The organism is Phocaeicola sp. HCN-40430 (assembly GCF_037890285.1).
Classification (GTDB): Bacteria; Bacteroidota; Bacteroidia; order Bacteroidales; family Bacteroidaceae; genus Phocaeicola; species Phocaeicola acetigenes.
Genome location: NZ_JBBKBS010000019.1, coordinates 1 through 22,215 on the forward strand (window position 1 = coordinate 1; position 22,215 = coordinate 22,215).

A 22,215-nucleotide genomic window follows, 5' to 3' on the forward strand; every position below is an offset into this window, starting at 1 on the left:
TTTATCGGACAGCAATAAAAGAGAATATAAAAGACTCTCTCTACACAATCTATCCCTTAGAACAACACAGCTTACTTAATTATAATCTGATGAGTAACCGGTGTCATAATGAAAGTAAATTCATAATCACCATAAGGCAATCTATACTCTTCTCTTGGCAATTCTCCCCAACTGTCTACACATCCCAGTCCCATCTGAGCTTTATCAATCAGTAGGTTTACCAAATCAGCCTCTTCCACCTCATTGGAATGTTTCTGTTCTTTTACCCAACCGGAATCCAATGAATCAATAGTATAATGTAGAGCCGATGCTGAGAAAGGAGCTTCGGACACGAAGCATAATCCGTTACCCGCAGCATTCGTCTGTTTCCACCAACGTATATCCGACTTCGTTCCATTTTCCTGTGGACGGATATAAGCATAGAACTGATCTTTTGCCAATTGATTATAGATACCTAAATCGGCACTACTCTTACGGTCTACATAATTCTCTACCGGACCACGTCCATAATAAGCTATTTTATCGAACGCTTTAGGTATCACCAATTGCATACCAAAACGGAATAAATTGGAAACATCAGCATTTTTGTCTGCTGTCATTTTCTGTACCACTTTTACAACAGTTTCATACCTGGATTTTTCCATGCTACATATTTCTGCTGAAGCATGGCTCCAAAATCATTATCAGTCGGAGCACGCCAAAAATTTGGTGTCAATGCCTCTCCATCTTTTATCATATTCACTCCATTCACCTCATACTTATCCATATATCCATTTTGTTTGTTAAACTGGATATTGAAATGAGTACCTTCTACCACCATCCGATTTTGATTCTCATTCTTTATACGAGGAACAACAACAGCTTGATTGCTTTCTTCAACATTCTTCAACTCCATAGAAGGTGCCTGATATTCGGTCAAAGCCAACTGAGCTTTTGCGACCACATGACCGGCAGGTATCAATCCTTCCCGATTCTTTTGAAGATATCTCACATTCAGCAACCATTCCCCTTTTGTATCAGCCTGTACTGAAACTCCTCCGCTACGCATTACCTGCCCGTCTTTCAACATTTGCCATTCCTACTCGTATAAGCCACAAGAAGTATGGAATAAATTACTAGTAGATTATTCCAATTTACCACACTTATCTCTATTGATATCCCAAAGTGTATCTACCTAAAGATAATCTCAAAAACACGAGAAAATACTTCAATACTTAGCTACCCCCGTAATGATGTTTATTCCAGTAAATCTTTCTTGTCAATAAACAGTAAACGATTCTGATTGTCAAGTAGAATAAGCTGTGTATCAGTCATCATACCCTGATTCCATCCTACCGACAGAGAGGAAATCGGCATACCCAGTTTATGAATCAGTCTAAAATCATCCTTATTGTAGATGCATACGTAGTCACCCATATCCGCACAAGGGAAATAAAGCGATTCGGCTCCGTATTCGTGGTATACACACAAGTTTTTGTCTACCACATATAGACGTCCCTGCTCTGTAAAGACAGGTAAGCGAGTTTCATTATACTCTACTGGCAAAAAACCACCCGACAATGAATCACATTCATATACCGTATAATTAATCATTCCTTCCAGCTTTCCACGTTTCTCGGTATCCCACCGTGCCACATTCAGCACAGAATCTCCTACATTCCGATAAGCCAGCCCCTCGGGCATCAGCATATATGTTTTATCTTCTGCATATGCACACTCTATAATCCGGTCTTCCTTTTCAGGGAGATAGTTCCAATACAGTTGCTCTCCGGTCGATACTCGAAATCCCGCCACAAACGCTTTCCCGACCTTAACCTTATTGATTCCACCTTTTACACCATATCCAGTATTAACCAAATGCAAGACATCGTCTTCCACTCTCAAATATGAAGAAGATGCCTTATCCGGCAATTCACATTCCCATTTTGGAGTCAACTGCAAATCCAGACACGCCACTTTATTCCGGTCGGCTAAGTAGAAACATGAATCAGTCTGTATTACATTCGAAGTCATTCCCGAGATAACTTTCGCACTGGGTACAGGAAAACAATAGGGAACCACTACCGAACCTCCAGGAGCTACCATAGCCCCAGCCATAGCTCCCATAGCCCCGGCTACAACTCCCAGCATCACCATGCCTGCAATCATTTTCTTGTCTATAATTCCGGTTTTTGCTTCATAAGTAGAGTGTTGGCCTGTCAGTAGATTCAGTCGCTCCACCCGATCACCTACAATCAAGACCTCTTCCGATGTAAGCGGATAAAACTGAGTCCACCCATATTTATGCCCAATCTTAGCCTCCCAAAGCAATTTCCCATCTTTCATCTGTATAGCCTTGAGCTTTTTCTGGTTATTACCATATCCCAATACAATACCCAGTGAATCATCGAGGTATGCAGGAGACAATGTCAACTTCCACAATGGTTCCATAGTTACAGTATCAATCAGGGAAAGTTTGGCAAATCTATTTTTCAAAATACCCCACCGGGTATAGCTTACCTTGGTATAAGGAAAATCCATTTCCCACTCCCACTCTTTCCGCATGGTATGCAAATTATACAAAGCAAACTGTCCTTTATTTTTGAGCGATTTCGGATACTTGTCCCAATCGGGAGAAGTAATCAGCAACTTCTTCCCATCAGGCGAAAGAGTAAACGATTCGATATAGCGATGGAAAGAAAAAGCTGCTGCCTTCAGTTCCGTTCCATCCGATTTCACACCTACCGATACAGTATCACACTGGGCATACAAGGTCGTAATACTTCCCCAAAGGCACAAAAGAAGCCATATAGAATATTTCATAAGTAATTAGATTAAAATAGATACAGTCGGGAGAAGGTCAAAACAGATATGTACCACCTCCAAACTGTATCAGTTATAACTCAGGTTTATTGAGGTAAAGTGACTGGGAATAAATCATTAGGACGATGTTCCCGACGAATAATATCCTTCATACGTTCTACCAAATCAGGATGTTGTGCTGCCACATCATGGTCTTCATGGACATCCTCAGCCAAATTATACAGATAAGGAGTACCTTGCTTCACCACCAGTTTCCAGTCGCCCATACGTACTCCAATCTGGTCTGTTTCATGAAATTCCCAATACAGAAAATCGTGCTGTTTCTGGTTATTATTGTTTCCCAGCAGAGTAGGAGCGAAAGAAATACCGTCGAAACAATCACCTTCTAACTTCTTATTCAGATATTTTTTAGGGAATTTTTTATCACCTATCAGTTCGCAGAAGGTAGGCATTACATCGTAAAAAGCCAACTGATGATCATTGACTACACCTGCCGGAACATGTCCCGGCCATCGCACAATAAATGGTACGCGAATTCCTCCTTCATGACACTGTCGCTTCAGTCCACGCAACTTTCCGTCTCTTCCAAAGAATTCCGGATCGGCTCCTCCTTCTTCGTGAGGTCCGTTATCGCTACTGAATATAACCAGAGTATTCTCGTCCAAACCCTTTTCTTTCAGCTTTGCCAAAATCTCTCCTACATATGCGTCAAGACGTGTAATCATACCAGCAAACTCGGCATGTGTATGTACTGCCGGATTATAGCGAGAGCCTTCGCTTCCTCCCCAAGTCTTGTCTTCAAAGAATTTTTCCTTATAGTGCTTCAAAATAGAATCATTAGGCTGTGCCAACTCTGCATGAGGAAGTGTATAGGTAAAGAATCCATAAAAAGGCTGTGTACCATCTTGCTTGTCGAGCCATTCCAAGGCTTCCCGGTGAATCATATCTGCCGAATATTGAGGACGTTTCTTATATTCGTCACCATACATCGGATACTGAATATTCTCATCCATCACCACCCGAATTGTAGCTGTATCTCCCTTCGACTTGCTATAACGGTTCAGAAAGTTGGGATAATACAAATGTGCCTGAAACTGACAAATAAAGCCATAATACTCGTCTATTCCACGTTTGTCCGGAGTAGAACTGGAGCCTTCATATCCTCCAGCCCATTTGCCGAACATACCGGTTGTATAACCGTTTTTCTTCATGATTTCGGGCAAAATGATATGTCCTGGATCGTACGGTTCCTGCCCCACTAATGTATACTCATCGTTATTGCCATACTTCATCGTAGGTACATCTTTCCAATATTCTCTGTTTCCACGTACATGTCCGTGGCCGGAATGTTGGCCTGTCATCAGAGAAGCACGCGAAGGAGCACTCACCGGACTTCCGGCATAGGCTTGTGTAAAGCGCATACCTTCCTGAGCCATACGGTCTAAGTGAGGAGTAGAAATATACTTCTGTCCATAGCAACCTAAGTCGCCATAGCCCATGTCGTCACAAAGAATAAAAATAATATTGGGCTTAGAAGGTTTGTCGGCTGCGTGAATACCTGAGGATGCAGCAGCCAAAACACCTGCACTTACAAATAAAGAACGATAATTCCACATCATACGATAGATTTAAGCATATTAACAAACAAATATGCCGGTTCTTCCTGCCACTATCAGCAAAGAAGAACCGGCATCAATCTTTTTTTATTTTCTATTACGATCTATGTCTTTCAACAACTCGTCGACAGCAGCTTTCAATTGTGTATCTTCTCCTTTGACAATGGTTTCAGGAGTATTCAATACATATACATCCGGCTCAAGTTGTGTATTTTCCAAATAACTGCCATCGGGCAAACGATAACCTACTACCGGTATACCAAATACCAGGCTACGGTCTTGCAAAGTTACCCAGTTTACACTGGTCATGGTTCCCGGAACAGGGGCTCCGACAAGCTTACCCAGCTTACGATGACTGTATACCCAAGGAGTACCATGTGCATTGGAATAATTAGCTTCGCACTGTACCATGATAGAAGGCTTGTTCCAGCGGCGGCTCGGCATATCACAAGCTTCACGTCCACGTACTACCTGAGTAAAATATTTCTTACCGCTGAACAGTACTTCAATATCTTCGTGCAAACGGCCACCTCCATTGAAACGAGTATCAATTACAATGCCTTCACAGTCGTTGTATTTACCCAAAATATCCGAATACACAGTACGGAAACTTTCATCGTCCATCGACTCGATGTGTACATAACCCAAACGACCGTTCGACCATTTTTCTACATCCGCCGCACGCTGTTTCACCCAACGCTTGTAAAGCAAAGAAGAAAATGCACCGTTAGAAATAGGTTTCACCACTTCTTCCCAACGCGATTTGGTTTGTGGGTCATACAAAGAAACCAGTACTTTCTTTCCACCCTTACCATTGAGCAACGGTGTATAATCCATACCTTCCTTGATTTCTTCTCCATCAATCTTTTCAATGATAACTCCAGCCTTTACCTTCGATGTACTACGGTCGAAAGGAGATTTCTCTACCACTTCTGCCACACGCAATCCGTTGCCTGTATAGCCCCAGTCGTACAGCAAGCCTAAATTAGCTGTTGCCTCACCAGGAAGAGAAGCCGAATAACGTCCACCGGTATGAGATACGTTCAGCTCACCCAGCCACTCGCTCAAAAGTTCGGCAAAGTCATAGTTATTGTTGATATGAGGCAGGAACTTACGATATGCAGCAGCCATAGCATCCCAATCTACTCCATGCATGTCGGTTCTGTAGAAACGTTCCTTTTCTTCCTTATATACAAAATTGAACATGTACTCACGTTCTGCTGCCAAATCCATCTTCATTTGTGCTCTGAAAGAAATCGGCTTCAGTTTTTCGGATGCACTATCCATTTTTTTCATCGAACTGCTGCTGATGATAAAGATATTCTTTCCGTCCTTATCAGTCTCCATGAAGGCAGCATCCGAATCCATCTTATGCAGCAGACTGGTATTACCTTTTCTTAATTCCAGTTTCCACATATCAAATCCTCCTTCGAAGGCAGACAGATAATACAAGTCTTCTCCATCTTTGGAAAGGATAGCCGATGCAAGACTTGAAGAGTTAGGAGTCAGGCGTACGATACGGTCTTCGATACCATCCAGTTCCACAACCACAGACTTCGATTCCTCTTTCTTGTCATTCTCTTCTTTCTTATCTTTCTTCTTGTCCTTGTCTTCCTTCTTTTCTGCAGCTTTCTTCTGTTCGGCTTCCAGCTCTTTCTGCAATTCGTAATCCTCCTTGCTGAGACGGAACTTATCGTATGCATCCCGATTCATGAATACCATCATTACGTCATCCAGCGAACCCCATGAAGCATGGTTACGCATACCATAACGTTCGGTAGTAAAGAGTAAGGCATTTCCATCCATTGCCCATTTAGGAGAACCGCTGGTATACCCACTATTGGTAAGATTTACAATCTGACCTTTTCCATCGGCACTCACGATACCTACATCCGAATACGGGTCATGCTTGTTGCCGATAAACTCCAAAGCAAACCATTTTCCATCCGGAGACCATGAATAGTCGAATGGATAAGAACGAGTATACCAGGTAGAACCGTCTGTTATCTGACGTACCTTTTTACTCTTCAGGTTTACCACCATCAAACGGGAACGGTCTTCAATGAAAGCCACTTCCTTACCGTCTGGAGAGAACTGAGGAGCGGTACGTTCCACCTTATCAGAAGGGAGCAGTGCTTCTTCTTCAATCAGTGTTGCATTAGGGAAGTTGAGATCTTCTTCACGGGTAATCTTGGCAAGATACAATCCTTTCTTTCCGCCTCGCTCACTACAATACACCAAAGTACGGTTATCTGCTCCGAAAGAAACTCCACTTTCCGCTTCCGGAGTATGTGTAATCTGTTTGGTAGTACCATATTCTACAGAAGTTACAAACACCTCTCCACGTACAATAAAGGCTACCTGCTTTCCATCGGGAGAAGGAGTAGCTGCAGTAATACCCCTTGTCATGTTCAACATCACCGGAATATCCTCATCATCACGGGTAACGTTAATTTTTACCTTTTGAGGTTTCGCTCCTGTTGCCTGCGTATAGATTTCACCATCGTATGTATAGCAAAGCATCCCATTTTCCGCAACCGACAGAAAGCGAACCGGATGTGTCTTGAAAGAAGTTACAGCCTGTACTTTCTCCGGAGTTTCCAAAGCAAACTGATATACATTGAACGAACCATTATTACGTTCGCTCAAAAAGTATACATCTTTTCCGTTCGGTGCCAATACCGGTTCACGGTCTTCGCCTGCACGCTTCGTCAGATTAGTATGAGAACCAGTCTTTATATCATACTTCCAGATATCACGTGTAACAGAAGAAGTATGATGCTTACGCCACTTGTCTTCGTATCCTTTACAATCCTGATACAAGAAGAAATCTCCAGTCGAAGCAAAAGAAACCATTTCGGCAGGTGTACCCAATACTTGCTGTACAGCTCCTCCTGCAACAGGTACCTTATAAAGCTCTGTCATTGCCGCAGTAGGAAATAAAGCACTCGTTGCCGGATCCTGAATAGAAGCCGAAAACAATATATACTTACCGTCAGGAGTAAATGAAGACGGAGTTTCAGCAGCAGAATGAGTCGTCAGACGCTTTGCAGAACCTCCATTGGCCGACATGATAAAGATATCGCTGTTTCCATAGCGGTTGCTTGAGAATGCGATTTGCTTTCCATCCGGCGACCACACCGGATTTTCTTCATAAGAATCCTGAGTAGTCAATTGAACAGCTTCCCCTCCTTTTGTACTAACTTTATAAATATCACCTTTGTAACAAAATACTATTTCCTGACCATTAGGAGAAATACGCACATCACGCATCCATAGCGGAGTAGTAGCAAAACCTGCCACACCGCTTGCTCCCAATGCAAGACAGACTAACAATTTCTTCATATAATTCTTTGATTAATTGACAGACAAAGATAATGATTCTACCTTAGCCACGAAAAAAAGTGAAAAATTATTTGGAGCATATAATACAAAACATTTATCTTTGCAACGCTTTCTAAGGAAAGTGAATTTAATGTTTGGACTATGGTGTAATGGTAGCACAACAGGTTTTGGTTCTGTTTGTCCAGGTTCGAATCCTGGTAGTCCAACGCTGAAACTCTGAAAGAATTCTTTCAGAGTTTTTTTATTTTCCCTTATTTATATACTCTTCGACTATCATCCCCGTTGTGTCTCTGATTTATTTCAAATCTTCACAATTCCAATTTTACACTTTCATTGTGTAGATTCTTTCGCCTGTCTTGTAGAAAAACTCTACAATGATTTTATCATATTACCGCTTTACAACATATTACAAACCATATTTCTGTTTGGTCTGAAGTTTGAACTACTGTTTTATGCTAAAGATAAAACATTATGAAGACAATTTTCAGAATCAAGATTTTGCTTGCTATACTGATTAGTCTCTGCTATCAGCCATTGCTTGCACAGAACAAGGAAATCAAAGGAATTGTAACTTCCGCAGAAGACGGTGAGCCGCTTATCGGTGCTACAATCTCTGTAAAAGGTAACGAAGCACAAGGTGTAGTAACCGACATTGAAGGGAAATATATACTTCAAATCCCGAATTCGGACTGTACACTGGTAGTTGCGTACTTAGGAATGAGAACTCAAGAATTGAAAGCCCCCAGTAGCGGCATACTAAACATTAGCCTGGAAGCTGAATCCATGAGTTTGGACGAAGTGGTAGTAACCGGATACGGGAACTTCTCCAAATCCTCCTTTACCGGTTCGGCAAATACACTCCGCGCAGATATGATGAAGAACGTTCCTGTAATGACCGTGGAACAAAAGCTGCAAGGTATGACTACCGGTGTCAATATTACCAGTAGTTCCGGACAACCGGGTGCCAATCAAAGTATCCGTATCCGTGGTATGGGTTCTTTCAATGCTTCACAAGAACCTTTATTTGTAATCGACGGAGTTCCTGTAACATCAGGCAGCCTTAGTACCGGAGGGGCTGATGCGGCCTATATGAATAACTCCAAAACCAATATTATGAGTACACTGAACCCGTCGGATATTGAGAATATTACCGTCATCAAGGATGCGGCGGCAGCTTCACTCTACGGTTCGCGGGCAGCCAATGGAGTAATTCTTATTACTACCAAACAAGGAAAGGCAGGACGGACTCAGGTATCACTGAACATTGCCGGAGGTTTTTCTGATGCAGCTGTCGACTTCAGACCGACTTTAAGCGGTGACCAGCGATACGAACTGCTGTACGAAGGCTTGTACAACTATGCACTCGACAAACAAATGAAATCGCCTTCGGAATACGCCAGCCAGGAAATAGGCAAATATGCTTATGTTCCCGAACTGGGATATACCGACTGGAGAAAAGAACTGCTCCGCACAGCCATACATCAAAATTACGAAGCTTCCGTATCGGGAGGAAACGAACGCACTACTTTCTATGCTTCATTAGGTTATAACAGTCAGGAAGGGTTGGCAAGAAACTCCAGCCTCGACCGCTATTCGGCACGACTGAATATGTCGCAGAAAGTAGGAAAATACGGAGAAGTAGGAGCCAACGTCATGTTTACTCAGATGAATCAGGAAATGAACGAAGAACGAGGTTCTTCCATCAATCCATTTCTCGATGTAGCCATGCTCATGAACCCCTCCATGACCGTAAGAGATAAAGAGGGAAATTATATAGGAGCTTATCCTGGTACAACATTTAACCCATTGCGAGATATTCTTACTGACTACAACCGAACTCGTATGACCCGTATGTTTTCTACAGGTTATGCCAGCATCGAACCACTCAAAGGACTGAAACTAAAAGAAACTTTAAGTTACGACTATACCATTCAGAAGGATTCACGCTACTTCAATCCGATGAGTGCTGCCGGTCCTAAAAGCGGAAGCGATGCACAGACTTCCAAAGGGTTTATTGAATATGGAAAACTGATTTCTTCTACTTCGCTGAACTATGTACACACGTTCAACTATAAACATCATCTGGATGTACTGGCAGCATACGAAATAGAAAGTTATCAGACAGATAAGGCTTCGGGAGAACGTTCTCGCCTTCCGTCGAACAGCAATCTGGTGGAACCGGACAATGCTTCTGTATTGAACAGCTTTATTTCGTCTACCCAGGCATACAGAATGCTATCGTATCTCTCTCGTCTGAATTACGATTACGACGACCGTTACTACATTGCCGGAAGTTTCCGTCGGGACGGAAGTTCACGCTTGTCACCCAAAAACCGTTGGGGTAATTTCTGGTCTGTATCCGGTATGTGGCATTTAAGCAACGAAGCGTTTATGAAACCAATCAAGCGCATTTTAAGTGATGTGAAAATACGTGCCTCTTATGGTGTAAACGGAAATCAACCCAATTCATTATACGGATACATGGGATTATATACCTACGGACAAAGCTATATGGGCGGATTCGGTTCTTATGAATCGTCGCTGGCCAATCCGAATCTGAAGTGGGAAAAGAACTACAATCTGAATATCGGACTGGACTTAGCATTCTTTAGCCGTATCTTCTTGAGTGTAGAATATTACAACAGAGATACCAAAGACCTGCTTTACAGCCTTCCTATCAGTGCTACAACCGGATTTACCAATTACCTGAGCAACGTAGGACAATTGAACAACAAAGGAGTAGAGTTTGAACTGCGTACCATCAACTTTGCAACTCCACATTTCAACTGGAGTACCGTGCTTAATTTAAGCCATAACTCAAATAAGATTATTTCCTTGAACGGCCAATTGGAGCAATCTATCGAAGGTACCTGGTTCATACACAAGGTAGGATTGCCATATCACACATTTTATGTGAAAGAGTTTGCCGGTGTAGATCCTCAAAACGGAGATGCACTCTATTACACCAATACTCTGAATAAAGACGGTTCTTACAGCAGAGAAATCACCAACGATATCAGCAAGGCACAGGCTATCCCATACAAGTCTGTGAATCCTAAGATATCAGGTGGTCTGACCAACATATTAAATTATAAACAAGTGGATTTAAGTTTTACACTTACTTATTCACTGGGAGGATATTCGTTCGACAAACTGGGAACTTACATTGAAAACGGAACAAGCAATATATATAGTTCAAAGTATAATCTTCCTGCTTATGCTATGGACCGTTGGCAGAAACCAGGCGACCAGACAAATGTTCCCCGCTTTGTTTACAACCAGTCGGCAAGCGACAACAATTCCTCACGCTATATCCACAGCACCGACCATTTGCGTCTCAAGAACCTGACTTTGGGATATACTCTTCCTCGAGAGTGGACCAGAAAAGTAATGGTCAATAAAGCCCGTTTCTATTTCTCGGGAAGCAACCTGCTGACTTGGGCAAAATGGAATCAATACGATCCGGAAACTCCTGTCAACGGAGAGGTATTCTGTGAAGCACCTCCTATGCGTACTTTTAGCTTTGGTGTACAACTGACTTTCTAAACTCTATTTTAATACTGAATGTTATGAAACAATTTTATACTTATATACTCATTCTGATGACTCTCGGAAGCTCTTCTTGCTCCGAGAACTGGCTCGACGTAGACCCGTCGACTTCTATTCAAACTCCAGAAGCTATCAAAACACTGGAAGATGCACAAAGTGCCTTAAACGGAATTTACCGTCTGGCTTCTGCCCACAGCTATTATGGAGATAACTATCTGTATTATGGAGATTGCAGAGCAGAAGATGTACAGGCTCGCGAAAGCAAAGGAGCCGGACGACGTGTTTCTCCTTATTATGAATACAATGTACTGGCAAGTGATAACTTCAACATTACTCTGGTATGGAATCAGGCGTATAAAGTAATACGCCAGACCAATAACCTACTGTTTTATATCGAAGAGGGAAATGTAAAAACCAGCGATACCCAATCGCTAAACCGTATCAAATCGGAAGCATTGGCCATGCGCGGACTGGCTTTATACGACCTGACACGTCTTTTCGGTATGCCTTACAGTTACGATAACGGAGCTTCACTTGGAGTTCCCGTCGAAACAACGATTACAGACCAGACTCACCAGCCAAAACGGAATACAGTAGCAGAATGTTATAAGCAGGTAATTGAAGACCTCAGTAACTCATTGTCCGGATTGAGTAAAGAGAAAACAGACGGATTCTTAAATTACTGGGCCGTACAAGGTCTGCTCTCCAGAGTATATCTGAATAAAGGAGATAACGAAGCGGCTTATACAGCTGCTACCGATGTTATTGAAAACAGCAAACAACTTTATCAACTGTACTCGTACGAAGAGTATCCTAATGTATGGGGCAAAGACTTCCAGTCGGAATCATTATTCGAATTTTATTTTTCACTCACAGAACCTTCCGGAGGATCGGGAGGAGAAGGTGCTCCCATGGTGTATGCCAACGAAGCCAAAGTAGACTGGAACAATCTGATACTGACAAAAGCTTATCTGGATTTACTGAACGAAGATCCGAATGACATCCGGCACTGTCTGACACAAGCTTCCGTCATTTCCAACAATGAAGGTCTTCCTGAAGCTGCCCGTTCGGAAAAAGTCTATCTGACTAAATACCCGGGGAAAAGCGGCGACCCAAGAGACAATAACCTCTGTATTGTACGCTTATCCGAAATCTATCTGAATGCAGCAGAAGCAGGTTTCAAGCTGGGTGGAGATAAATCCTCCAAAGGCAGAGAGTATCTTAACGAAATCGTAAGCCGTCGTACCAATCCGGCAAAGACTGTAGAAGCAGCAGAATTTACATTGGAAAGAATCTTGAAAGAACGACGCAAAGAACTGGTAGGAGAGGGGTTGGCTCTTTACGACTATACCCGAAATAAACTGACCATCAAGCGGGAAGGCGGATGGCATCTGAACACAATCAAGGATGCACAAGCCAACAGTATTGCTCCCAACGATTTGCGTCTGGCATTGCCTATTCCACAAACGGAAATAGATGCAAACCCTAATATGCAGCAGAATCCACGATAAGATATTGTTGAAAGGTGATGACTGTATAATAAAGTTTTCATTCAGGGCCGGCTTCGGATATGAAGTCGGCTTTTTTTATGCCATACAAGAAAAGAAGTAAATTGCAATCTACTTGTATGCAAAATAAAGAAGAGCAGATAGCTGTAGCTTCATCTGCTGCCATAAACAACAAAGTGTAATCCGCGCCGTCGGCTGTACGGCCAGCGACGCGGATTACAAAACCAACGACGACGATTGTACATCCGACGTCGTCGATTATAGAAAAAGACAAGTATAACAAACAATTTTTACTGGAGCAGACAAAGGCTTTTACTCCAAAAACATACCTCTTTTTCTTTCTATAAGCAGATTACTTTACATTCTCATCAATCCATACATGAGTAATTTCCACTACATACATTTTATGGAAATTACCATGTCCTTCGCCATACCAGCGATCTATCAGTTCTTTATCGAAAAACAGTTCAGGCTTAATCATATCGGCATACAGCTTTTTACATTCAAAGACAAGACGGGCCTGTTCGAATGTTACATTGCCTTCTTCTGTAATATAAGGTTTCAATCCGGTTGCTGCTACCTTATCCACATTTCTTCCCGACTGAAATCCACAAACCTTGTGAATATCTTTGTGTGCTTCTCCCAAGAAGGACAAAGTCAGCGTATCCTGCTGTTCTATAAATTCATAAGTATAACGCTCCGGACGGATAAAAACAAAAGCTACCGGCTTGTTCCATAACCATCCTGTACCACCCCAGCTTGCTGTCATGGTGTTAAACTTTTCCGGTGTTCCGGCTGTCACCAGCATCCACTCTTTTCCTATTGTCTGAAACAGATTATCTGTCAGTTCCGTTGCTTTTATTTCTTTCATATCTTCAGTATTTGTGTTAAAAACTAACTTACAAAAGTAAGAAAAATAACGTATCTTTGCCTTGTTAATAGAAAGGTATAATCAAAAAAAGAAAGGACTTGACTGTGGCAAAAGATACTGATGTTGTATTGACTCCTATGATGAAACAATACTTCGACCTGAAAGCCAAGCATCCGGATGCAATCATGTTGTTCCGGTGTGGTGACTTTTACGAAACTTACTCGGAAGATGCAGTAGCAGCTGCCGATATCTTAGGAATCACACTGACTAAACGTGCCAACGGACAAAGCAAAACAGTGGAAATGGCAGGATTTCCACATCATGCACTCGATACATATTTACCCAAACTGATTCGTGCCGGAAGAAGAGTAGCCATCTGCGACCAGCTGGAAGATCCGAAAACCACCAAGAAACTGGTGAAAAGAGGTATTACCGAACTGGTTACACCGGGAGTAGCCATCAGCGACAATGTCTTGTCATACAAGGAGAACAACTTCCTTGCAGCTGTACACTTCGGAAAAACCGCATGTGGAGTAGCATTTCTTGATATTTCCACCGGAGAGTTCATGACAGCCGAAGGTCCTACTGATTATATAGACAAACTTCTGAATAATTTCGGCCCGAAAGAGGTTTTGTTCGAACGGGGTAAAAAACCAATGTTCGAAGGAAATTTCGGCAACAAATTCTTCACATTCGAACTGGATGACTGGATTTTTACAGAAACTTCCGCCCGCGAAAAACTGTTGAAGCACTTCGAAACCAAGAATCTGAAGGGATTTGGAGTAGAACAGTTGAAAAACGGTATCATCGCTTCGGGAGCAATTCTCCAGTATCTGGATATGACACAGCATTACCAGATAGGACATATCACTTCACTTTCCAGAATAGAAGAAGATTCTTATGTACGTCTGGATAAGTTTACAGTACGCAGCCTGGAACTGATTGGAAGTATGAACGAAGGAGGTACGAGCTTGCTCGATGTCATCGACCATACCATCAGCCCTATGGGAGCACGTATGCTGAAACGATGGATTGTATTCCCCCTAAAAGATGTAAAACCTATCAACGAACGGTTGGATGTGGTAGAATATTTCTTCCGAGAACCGGAGTTCAAGGATTTTATTGAAGAAAAAATGCATCTGATAGGCGACTTGGAACGTATCATTTCGAAAGCCGCAGTAGGACGTATTTCTCCACGTGAAGTGGTACAGCTTAAGATTGCACTCCAAGCCATAGAGCCGATAAAAAATGCCTGCCTGAATGCGGAAAATGAAAGCCTTCGCCGCATTGGGGAGCATCTGAATCTGTGTACTTCCATCCGCGACCGGATTGCCAAAGAAATAAAGAACGATCCGCCTTTACTGATTAACAAAGGAGGCGTTATTGCAGACGGAGTAGACGAGGAGTTGGACGAATTGCGCCGCATCTCTTATTCCGGAAAGGACTATTTGCTTCAGATACAGCAACGGGAAATAGAACAGACAGGTATTCCCAGCTTGAAAATAGCATACAACAATGTATTCGGTTATTACATAGAGGTACGTAACACTCATAAAGACAAGGTTCCTGCAGAATGGATTCGTAAGCAGACTTTGGTGAATGCAGAGCGTTACATTACCCAGGAACTGAAGGAGTATGAGGAAAAAATATTAGGGGCAGAAGACAAAATCATGATTCTTGAAAACCGCCTCTATACAGATTTGGTCATGGCATTGGCAGAATTTGTTCCAGCTATCCAGATTAATGCCAATCAGATAGCGCGGTTGGACTGTCTGCTTTCATTTGCCAGTGTGGCAAAAGCTAACAAATATATCCGTCCGGTAGTAGCCGATGACGATATACTGGATATTCATCAGGGAAGACATCCGGTAATCGAGAAGCAATTGCCTTTAGGAGAGAAATACATTGCCAACGATGTATATCTTGACACAGAAGAGCAGCAGATAATCATTATTACGGGTCCGAATATGGCCGGTAAATCGGCTTTACTCCGACAGACGGCTCTGATTACGTTAATGGCACAGATTGGCTGCTTTGTTCCTGCGGAAAGTGCTCACATCGGACTGGTCGACAAAATATTCACCCGTGTAGGGGCCAGCGACAATATCTCGGTGGGAGAGTCTACTTTCATGGTAGAGATGAACGAAGCTGCGGATATTCTCAACAATCTGTCGCCACGTAGTCTGGTGCTTTTCGACGAATTGGGTCGCGGTACCTCTACTTACGACGGTATTTCCATTGCCTGGGCTATTGTGGAGCATATACACGAGCATAAGAAAGCACGTGCCCGTACACTTTTTGCTACTCACTACCACGAGTTGAACGATATGGAGCAAAGTTTCAAGCGTATCAAAAACTACAACGTATCTGTCAAGGAGGTAGACAACAGGGTGATTTTCTTACGTAAACTGGAAAGAGGAGGTAGCGAGCATTCTTTTGGTATCCATGTAGCCAAAATGGCCGGAATGCCGAAATCGATTGTCAAACGTGCCGATGAAATCCTTCATCAGCTTGAAACAGAGAACCGTCAGGAAGGAATACAGTCTGGCAAGCCTAAAATGGAAGGGAAAAAGACACATTCCGACGGGGTACAGCTTAGCTTCTTCCAATTGGACGACCCGGTACTCTGTCAGATACGCGACGAGATACTTCATTTGGATGTAAATAATCTGACACCACTCGAAGCACTGAATAAGCTGAATGATATAAAGAAAATCGTCAAGGGGAAATGATTCTTCCCTTGACGATTTTCTTTTTTCTGACAAGTATTATTTACAATGGTCTTTTTCCACAGAAGGCACTATAAATAAGAAGACCTAATACTTTCACTTATCTGATTAACCCGAAATTAAACACGTAATAAAGAATATTCCTATACAAAAAAGAATCATTGATAAATATTGCTTGAAATACTTATATAAAAAAAGTCCCCTAAGAAATTCTTAGAGGACTTTTTCAAGCGGTGCGTACGGGACTCGAACCCGTGACCCCATGCGTGACAGGCATGTATTCTAACCAACTGAACTAACGCACCATTAAGTTTTTGTTTTTATCGTTGCTTTCTCTCTCGATTGCGGTGCAAAGGTAGTGCTTTTTTTTAATCCTGCAAAACTTTCCCAAACTTTTTTCTAAAAAAATGATGCTTTTTTCTCTCTATCCAATAGAACAAATATGTAAAAAACATGTAATATACTCATTATAAGCAAGAAATATAAATTCATATCAAAAAGTTATTTTTCTGTATTCAATAATAAAAAATGGAAGAAAAGAGAAACTTATAGCATGAAGTTATCTCACTTTTATCAAAAAACGGACTGCTTTCGGTAAAAGCAGTCCGTTTCACTTACCCAATATGTGATATCATCATTTAGATTCGTTTGTATCCGTATACAGCCAAATCTCCTAATTCTTCTTCAATACGGAGTAATTGATTATATTTAGCCATACGGTCTGAACGACTCAACGAACCAGTCTTAATCTGTCCACTATTAGTTGCTACAGCAATATCAGCAATAGTAGCATCTTCAGTTTCTCCAGAACGGTGGGAAGTTACGGTAGTGTATCCATGACGATGTGCCATCTCAATTGCATCAAGTGTTTCGCTTAATGAACCAATCTGATTTACCTTAATCAGAATAGAATTTGCGCATCCGGTAGCAATACCTTTCGACAAGAAATCCACATTGGTTACAAACAAATCATCTCCAACCAACTGACAACGGTTACCGATACGCTCTGTCAACTTCTTCCAACCTTCCCAGTCGTTTTCACTCATACCATCTTCTATAGAATCGATAGGATATTTGTTTATCAACTCTTCCAGATAGTCTATCTGTTCATCGGAAGTACGTTTCTTTCCATGTTCTCCTTCAAAAATAGTATAGTCGTATACTCCATCCTTATAAAATTCAGAAGATGCACAGTCCATACCAATCATCACATCTTTTCCCGGCTCATATCCGGCTGCCTTAATCGCAGAAAGAATGGATTCAAGTGCATCTTCGGTGCCATTCAAAGCAGGAGCAAAACCTCCTTCATCGCCTACAGCTGTACTAAGTCCACGGTCGTGCAATACTTTTTTCAGAGCATGAAAGACCTCAGCTCCCATACGTAAGCCTTCACGGAAAGAAGGAGCACCTACCGGACGAATCATAAATTCCTGAAAGGCAATAGGAGCATCACTATGAGAACCTCCATTGATAATATTCATCATTGGTACCGGCATCACAAATGTATTTACTCCACCTATATAACGATATAAAGGAATATTCAAATAATTGGCAGCAGCTCTTGCAACAGCAAGTGATACACCTAAAATGGCATTGGCACCTAATTTAGACTTTGTTTTGGTACCATCCAGTTCTAACATTTTCTTGTCAATAGCCCGCTGTTCCAATACAGACCATCCTTCCAAAGCAGGAGCAATAATCTTATTCACGTTTTCAACAGCTTTCAACACCCCTTTTCCACCGTAACGATTGGCATCTTTATCGCGAAGTTCCAAGGCTTCATGTTCACCAGTCGATGCACCAGAAGGAACAGAAGCTCTGCCCACAATTCCTGATTCTAACTTCACTTCTACCTCTACAGTGGGATTGCCACGAGAGTCTAAAATCTCACGACCTATAATAGCTTTAATTTTCATATCATTTACATTTAATTTAAACAATCATTTATCGATATTGCAAATATGATAAGTTCTGACACACAGATCAATACCTTAAAATAGGTATTTTATTCCTCCTCTTTTTATAGAAAAGAAAAGAGCCTGGCTTCAAAAGAGAAACCAGACTCTTTTTATCTGCTCTGAACAAAACAAGAACTGCACTTTCTCTTATTCTATCCAGAAAACCTACCACTTATTAATAGTTATTCTTCTTTACTTCGAAAAATGCCTGAGGATGCAAGCAAGCCGGACAGATTTCAGGAGCTTCAGTACCTTCGTACAAGTATCCACAGTTACGGCACTGCCATACTACTTCAGTATCTTTCTTGAATACTTTTCCTTCTTCAATATTCTTCACGAAAGCCAAATATCTTTCTTCATGACCTTTTTCTGCCACAGCGATTTCGCGATACATTTTTGCAATAGCAGGAAAACCTTCTTCATCTGCAATATCTGCAAATTTCGGATAATCCAAAGACCATTCTTCATTTTCACCAGCAGCTGCTGCTTTCAAGTTTTCAAGAGTAGTGCCAATCACGCCAGCAGGATAACTTGCAGTAATTTCTACCATTCCTCCTTCAAGCCATTTAAACATACGCTTTGCATGTTCCTTTTCCTGATCTGCTGTTTCAGCAAAAATAGCTGAAATCTGTTCGTAACCTTCTTTCTTTGCTACGCTTGAAAAATATGTATAACGCATTCTTGCCTGTGATTCACCTGCAAACGAAACCATCAAATTCTTTTCAGTTCTTGTTCCTTTAATACTTTTTCCCATAGTCGTAAAGTTTTAGTTATTAATTTTATTTCTTGACACAAAGGTAATGTTTTTATTCAAATTTGTAATAATTACAATCTTATATTTAATATACATTAACAAAGAATGTTCTTGTAGTAATATTTAATATTACCTATTGAAGAAAAAACATCTGAAAACCAGTAAAAGTTCTATGTTTTATATACTTTTGCACTAATTTTTATATTTAATAACATTTAAGAAAATCATGAAAGGAATTGATTTTAACCCCAAGTTATTCTCCACACTTAAGAATTACACAAAGGCAGATTTCAGCACAGACCTCATGGCAGGTATTATTGTGGGAATTGTAGCATTACCATTAGCCATTGCTTTTGGTATTGCCTCAGGAGTAAGTCCGGAGAAAGGAATCATTACTGCTATTGTAGCAGGTTTCATTATTTCATTTTTAGGAGGAAGCAAAGTACAGATTGGAGGTCCTACAGGTGCTTTCATTGTTATCATTTATGGCATCATCCAGCAATACGGAATCGAAGGATTGATGGTAGCCACTATGATGGCAGGAGTTCTCCTTATATTATTAGGAGTATTCAAGCTCGGTACTGTCATCAAATTTATTCCTTATCCTATTATTGTAGGCTTTACCAGCGGTATCGCAGTAACGATTTTCACCACTCAGATTGCCGATATATTTGGTTTAAAATTTGGCGATGAAAAGATACCAGGAGATTTCATCGGAAAATGGATTCTTTATTTCCACCATTTTGATACAGTCAACTGGTGGAATGTAGCAGTCAGTCTGGTTAGTATTATCATCATAGCCATCACTCCAAAATTTTCCAAAAAGATTCCAGGCTCACTGGTAGCCATCATCTTTGTTACACTTGGAGTATACGCTCTGAAAATGTATGGAGGCATTACCTGTATTGATACAATCGGCGATCGTTTTAGCATTAAAGCACAACTGCCAGCTGCAGCTATTCCAGCTTTAGACTGGGAAGCAATTAAAAATCTGTTTCCTGTAGCAATCACAATTGCTGTATTAGGAGCCATCGAATCCCTGCTGTCTGCTGCTGTGGCTGATGGAGTTATCGGCGACCGTCACGACTCAAATACAGAACTCATTGCACAAGGAGCAGCTAATATCATTTCACCGATATTCGGAGGAATTCCAGCAACCGGAGCTATCGCACGTACGATGACCAATATCAACAACGGAGGCCGTTCTCCTATTGCCGGTATTGTACATGCTGTTGTATTACTACTTATTCTGTTGTTCCTTATGCCACTGGCACAATATATTCCTATGGCATGTCTGGCAGGAGTACTGGTGATTGTTTCTTATAACATGAGTGGCTGGAGAGTGTTTAAAGGACTGTTGAAAAACCCAAAATCGGATGTCACTGTCCTGTTGATTACTTTCTTCCTGACCGTAATCTTCGATTTGACAGTCGCTATTGAAGTAGGATTGGTTATTGCCTGCGTACTGTTTATGAAGCGTGTAATGGAAACCACTCAAATTTCTGTTATCACCGACGAAATAGATCCGAACAAAGAATCTGATTTAAAAGTAAGCGAAGAACATCTGATTATCCCAAAAGGGGTAGAGGTATACGAAATAAACGGTCCTTACTTCTTTGGTATTGCTACCAAGTTTGAAGAAATCATGGCACGCTTGGGAGACCGTCCTACCATCCGTATCATCCGTATGCGAAAAGTTCCTTTTATCGATTCTACCGGAATCCATAACCTGACTACCCTGTGTAAAATGTCACAGAAAGAAAATATTCACATCATTCTGTCGGGAGTAAACGACAATGTACACAAGGTATTGGAAAAATCCGGCTTCTACGAACTGCTGGGTCAAGAAAACATTTGCAGTAACATCAACGAAGCGCTGGAAGTAGCGAATAAAGAAATAGCCGAACTATCACGGTAGTACGGCTACCTCTTATTTATTTAATAACCCTTAATGAATAATATCTATTTATTAAAACATGTTACAAAACATACTTTTCTTGTAGATTTATTTGCAGAATATCAGAAAAGCCGTACCTTTGCATCGTGTTTTTCATAGTATTAGATTTAAGGTTAACAAAGGTTGGAGTACAGCGGTACTCCTTTTTTTATGCCTATACCTTTGATACTATATTTCAAACAGTAACACACTATACTTACCGAATACAAAAAAGCTATCCCAAATTTTACTTTGAGATAGCTCATCTATCAGATTTTCTTGTTGAAATCTTTATCAGAAACCGATTTTATCTTCTTCCTTTAATAAGAAGCAGTAGCATAAAGTCCGGCTTCCTGCAACAAAGACACAATACGGTCTAACTCTTCATGAGTCGCTTTTTGCAGTAGTTGATCGGGAGTTTCCCTGTCTATCGTATAAATCATTACCTGACGAGGAGCAATCTCCTTTACCACCTTTATCCATTCCATTACAAAATCATCCGTTGTATTATCTACGCTCCTTCCGTCCTCTGTTGTCCCTTTCATAAACATAGTCTGTACAATCAGATTTCCCTTGAATGCCTTCATTCCTTCAATAATACGCTGTACATCGTAATGACCAGTAGGACGGTCTACTATACGGATATACTCTTCGTTGACAGTATCAAGTTTTAGAATATTATTGTCTACCTTATTCAGTGCCGCAAACACTTCCGGTTTATGAATAAATGTAGAATTACTCAACACACTTACTTTTGCATCTGGAAAATATTTATTACGCAACTCCAATGTATCTTCTATAATCTCCGGAAAATGAGGATGCGCGGTAGGTTCTCCATTTCCTGCAAATGTCAATACATTAGGAATAACTCCTTCTTCCTGCATCTTTTTCAAACGGCTTTCCAATGCTTCACGCACCTCTTCCCGTGTAGGAAGCTTACGCGTAGGACGATGATCTTTATTATATCCGCATTCACAATAAATGCAGTCGAATGTACAAAACTTCCCATCGGAAGGAAGCAGATTTATACCCAATGATATACCTAATCTGCGACTATGTATCGGCCCGAAAATGGGAGAGGGATAAATTACTGTTGCCATAATTTACTAAGTTGATTTATTCACAAAATACAATGGAAAAGTCGGAC

The 22,215-nt window shown here is 41.3% G+C and carries 11 protein-coding genes, 2 tRNA genes and 1 pseudogene; 5 read left to right on the forward strand and 9 right to left on the reverse strand.

What is annotated here, in order from left to right; translation table 11 throughout:
- Window positions 1–71 precede the first annotated feature (71 nt).
- From WKU26_RS09125 to WKU26_RS09140, 4 genes and pseudogenes are all read right to left on the reverse strand, one after another.
- Window positions 72–1,078 (reverse strand): annotated as a pseudogene (locus WKU26_RS09125) (glycoside hydrolase family 2 TIM barrel-domain containing protein); the annotation flags it as partial.
- Window positions 1,079–1,236: 158 nt separating this feature from the next.
- Complete coding sequence (locus tag WKU26_RS09130) at window positions 1,237–2,802, reverse strand: hypothetical protein (protein WP_340321743.1); 1,566 nt, start codon at window positions 2,800–2,802, stop codon at window positions 1,237–1,239.
- 86 nt (window positions 2,803–2,888) lie between these two features.
- A complete protein-coding gene (locus tag WKU26_RS09135) occupies window positions 2,889–4,421 on the reverse strand; it encodes an arylsulfatase (protein ID WP_445323232.1) in 1,533 nt (510 codons plus the stop codon).
- A gap of 84 nt (window positions 4,422–4,505) precedes the next feature.
- On the reverse strand, window positions 4,506–7,763 hold the full coding sequence (locus WKU26_RS09140) for a S41 family peptidase (RefSeq protein ID WP_340321744.1): 3,258 nt from the start codon (window positions 7,761–7,763) through the stop codon (window positions 4,506–4,508).
- Window positions 7,764–7,898: 135 nt separating this feature from the next.
- On the opposite strand from WKU26_RS09140, the gene WKU26_RS09145 reads away from it, so the two are divergent.
- The 3 genes from WKU26_RS09145 (at window position 7,899) to WKU26_RS09155 (ending at window position 12,823) form a co-directional block, all read left to right on the forward strand.
- Window positions 7,899–7,969, forward strand: a tRNA-Gln gene (locus WKU26_RS09145).
- A gap of 265 nt (window positions 7,970–8,234) precedes the next feature.
- Window positions 8,235–11,309 (forward strand): SusC/RagA family TonB-linked outer membrane protein, encoded by a 3,075-nt coding sequence (locus WKU26_RS09150; protein ID WP_445323233.1) that lies wholly within the window; start codon window positions 8,235–8,237, stop codon window positions 11,307–11,309.
- 23 nt (window positions 11,310–11,332) lie between these two features.
- Complete coding sequence (locus WKU26_RS09155; protein WP_340321745.1) at window positions 11,333–12,823, forward strand: RagB/SusD family nutrient uptake outer membrane protein; 1,491 nt, start codon at window positions 11,333–11,335, stop codon at window positions 12,821–12,823.
- 349 nt (window positions 12,824–13,172) lie between these two features.
- Here the strand turns inward: WKU26_RS09155 and WKU26_RS09160 are convergent, their stop codons facing one another.
- On the reverse strand, window positions 13,173–13,691 hold the full coding sequence (locus WKU26_RS09160) for a flavin reductase family protein (RefSeq protein WP_340321746.1): 519 nt from the start codon (window positions 13,689–13,691) through the stop codon (window positions 13,173–13,175).
- A 137-nt stretch (window positions 13,692–13,828) separates the two neighbouring features.
- Here WKU26_RS09160 and mutS point away from each other — a divergent pair, with 137 nt between their 5' ends.
- Window positions 13,829–16,423 carry a DNA mismatch repair protein MutS gene (gene mutS / locus WKU26_RS09165; protein ID WP_340321772.1) on the forward strand — a complete coding sequence of 865 codons (2,595 nt, stop codon included), beginning with the start codon at window positions 13,829–13,831 and terminating at the stop codon, window positions 16,421–16,423.
- 228 nt (window positions 16,424–16,651) lie between these two features.
- Here the strand turns inward: mutS and WKU26_RS09170 are convergent.
- From WKU26_RS09170 to rbr, 3 genes are all read right to left on the reverse strand, one after another.
- Window positions 16,652–16,725 (reverse strand) — tRNA-Asp (locus tag WKU26_RS09170).
- 333 nt (window positions 16,726–17,058) lie between these two features.
- Window positions 17,059–18,336, reverse strand: coding sequence for a phosphopyruvate hydratase (gene eno / locus WKU26_RS09175; protein WP_269878576.1), 1,278 nt, complete (start codon window positions 18,334–18,336; stop codon window positions 17,059–17,061).
- Between the two features lie 217 nt (window positions 18,337–18,553).
- Entirely contained in the window at window positions 18,554–19,132 is a 579-nt protein-coding gene (gene rbr, locus WKU26_RS09180) for a rubrerythrin (RefSeq protein ID WP_178265530.1), read from the reverse strand.
- Between the two features lie 226 nt (window positions 19,133–19,358).
- Here rbr and WKU26_RS09185 point away from each other — a divergent pair, with 226 nt between their 5' ends.
- The gene (locus WKU26_RS09185; RefSeq protein WP_340321747.1) at window positions 19,359–21,050 is read left to right on the forward strand and encodes a SulP family inorganic anion transporter; all 1,692 of its coding nucleotides are present in this window, start codon (window positions 19,359–19,361) and stop codon (window positions 21,048–21,050) included.
- Window positions 21,051–21,388: 338 nt separating this feature from the next.
- Here WKU26_RS09185 and WKU26_RS09190 read toward each other — a convergent pair whose 3' ends face one another.
- Complete coding sequence (locus WKU26_RS09190) at window positions 21,389–22,168, reverse strand: radical SAM protein (RefSeq protein ID WP_340321748.1); 780 nt, start codon at window positions 22,166–22,168, stop codon at window positions 21,389–21,391.
- Window positions 22,169–22,215: the final 47 nt, after the last annotated feature.

Excerpts from the sequence above, each read along its gene's own strand:
- WKU26_RS09150 (WP_445323233.1), top strand. The coding sequence starts at position 8,235 with ATGAAGACAATTTTCAGAATCAAGATTTTGCTTGCTATACTGATTAGT.
- eno (WP_269878576.1), bottom strand. The coding sequence starts at position 18,336 with ATGAAAATTAAAGCTATTATAGGTCGTGAGATTTTAGACTCTCGTGGC.
- WKU26_RS09160 (WP_340321746.1), bottom strand. The coding sequence starts at position 13,691 with ATGAAAGAAATAAAAGCAACGGAACTGACAGATAATCTGTTTCAGACA.
- WKU26_RS09135 (WP_445323232.1), bottom strand. The coding sequence starts at position 4,421 with ATGATGTGGAATTATCGTTCTTTATTTGTAAGTGCAGGTGTTTTGGCT.
- WKU26_RS09185 (WP_340321747.1), top strand. The coding sequence starts at position 19,359 with ATGAAAGGAATTGATTTTAACCCCAAGTTATTCTCCACACTTAAGAAT.
- WKU26_RS09190 (WP_340321748.1), bottom strand. The coding sequence starts at position 22,168 with ATGGCAACAGTAATTTATCCCTCTCCCATTTTCGGGCCGATACATAGT.
- rbr (WP_178265530.1), bottom strand. The coding sequence starts at position 19,132 with ATGGGAAAAAGTATTAAAGGAACAAGAACTGAAAAGAATTTGATGGTT.
- mutS (WP_340321772.1), top strand. The coding sequence starts at position 13,829 with ATGATGAAACAATACTTCGACCTGAAAGCCAAGCATCCGGATGCAATC.
- WKU26_RS09140 (WP_340321744.1), bottom strand. The coding sequence starts at position 7,763 with ATGAAGAAATTGTTAGTCTGTCTTGCATTGGGAGCAAGCGGTGTGGCA.
- WKU26_RS09155 (WP_340321745.1), top strand. The coding sequence starts at position 11,333 with ATGAAACAATTTTATACTTATATACTCATTCTGATGACTCTCGGAAGC.
- WKU26_RS09130 (WP_340321743.1), bottom strand. The coding sequence starts at position 2,802 with ATGAAATATTCTATATGGCTTCTTTTGTGCCTTTGGGGAAGTATTACG.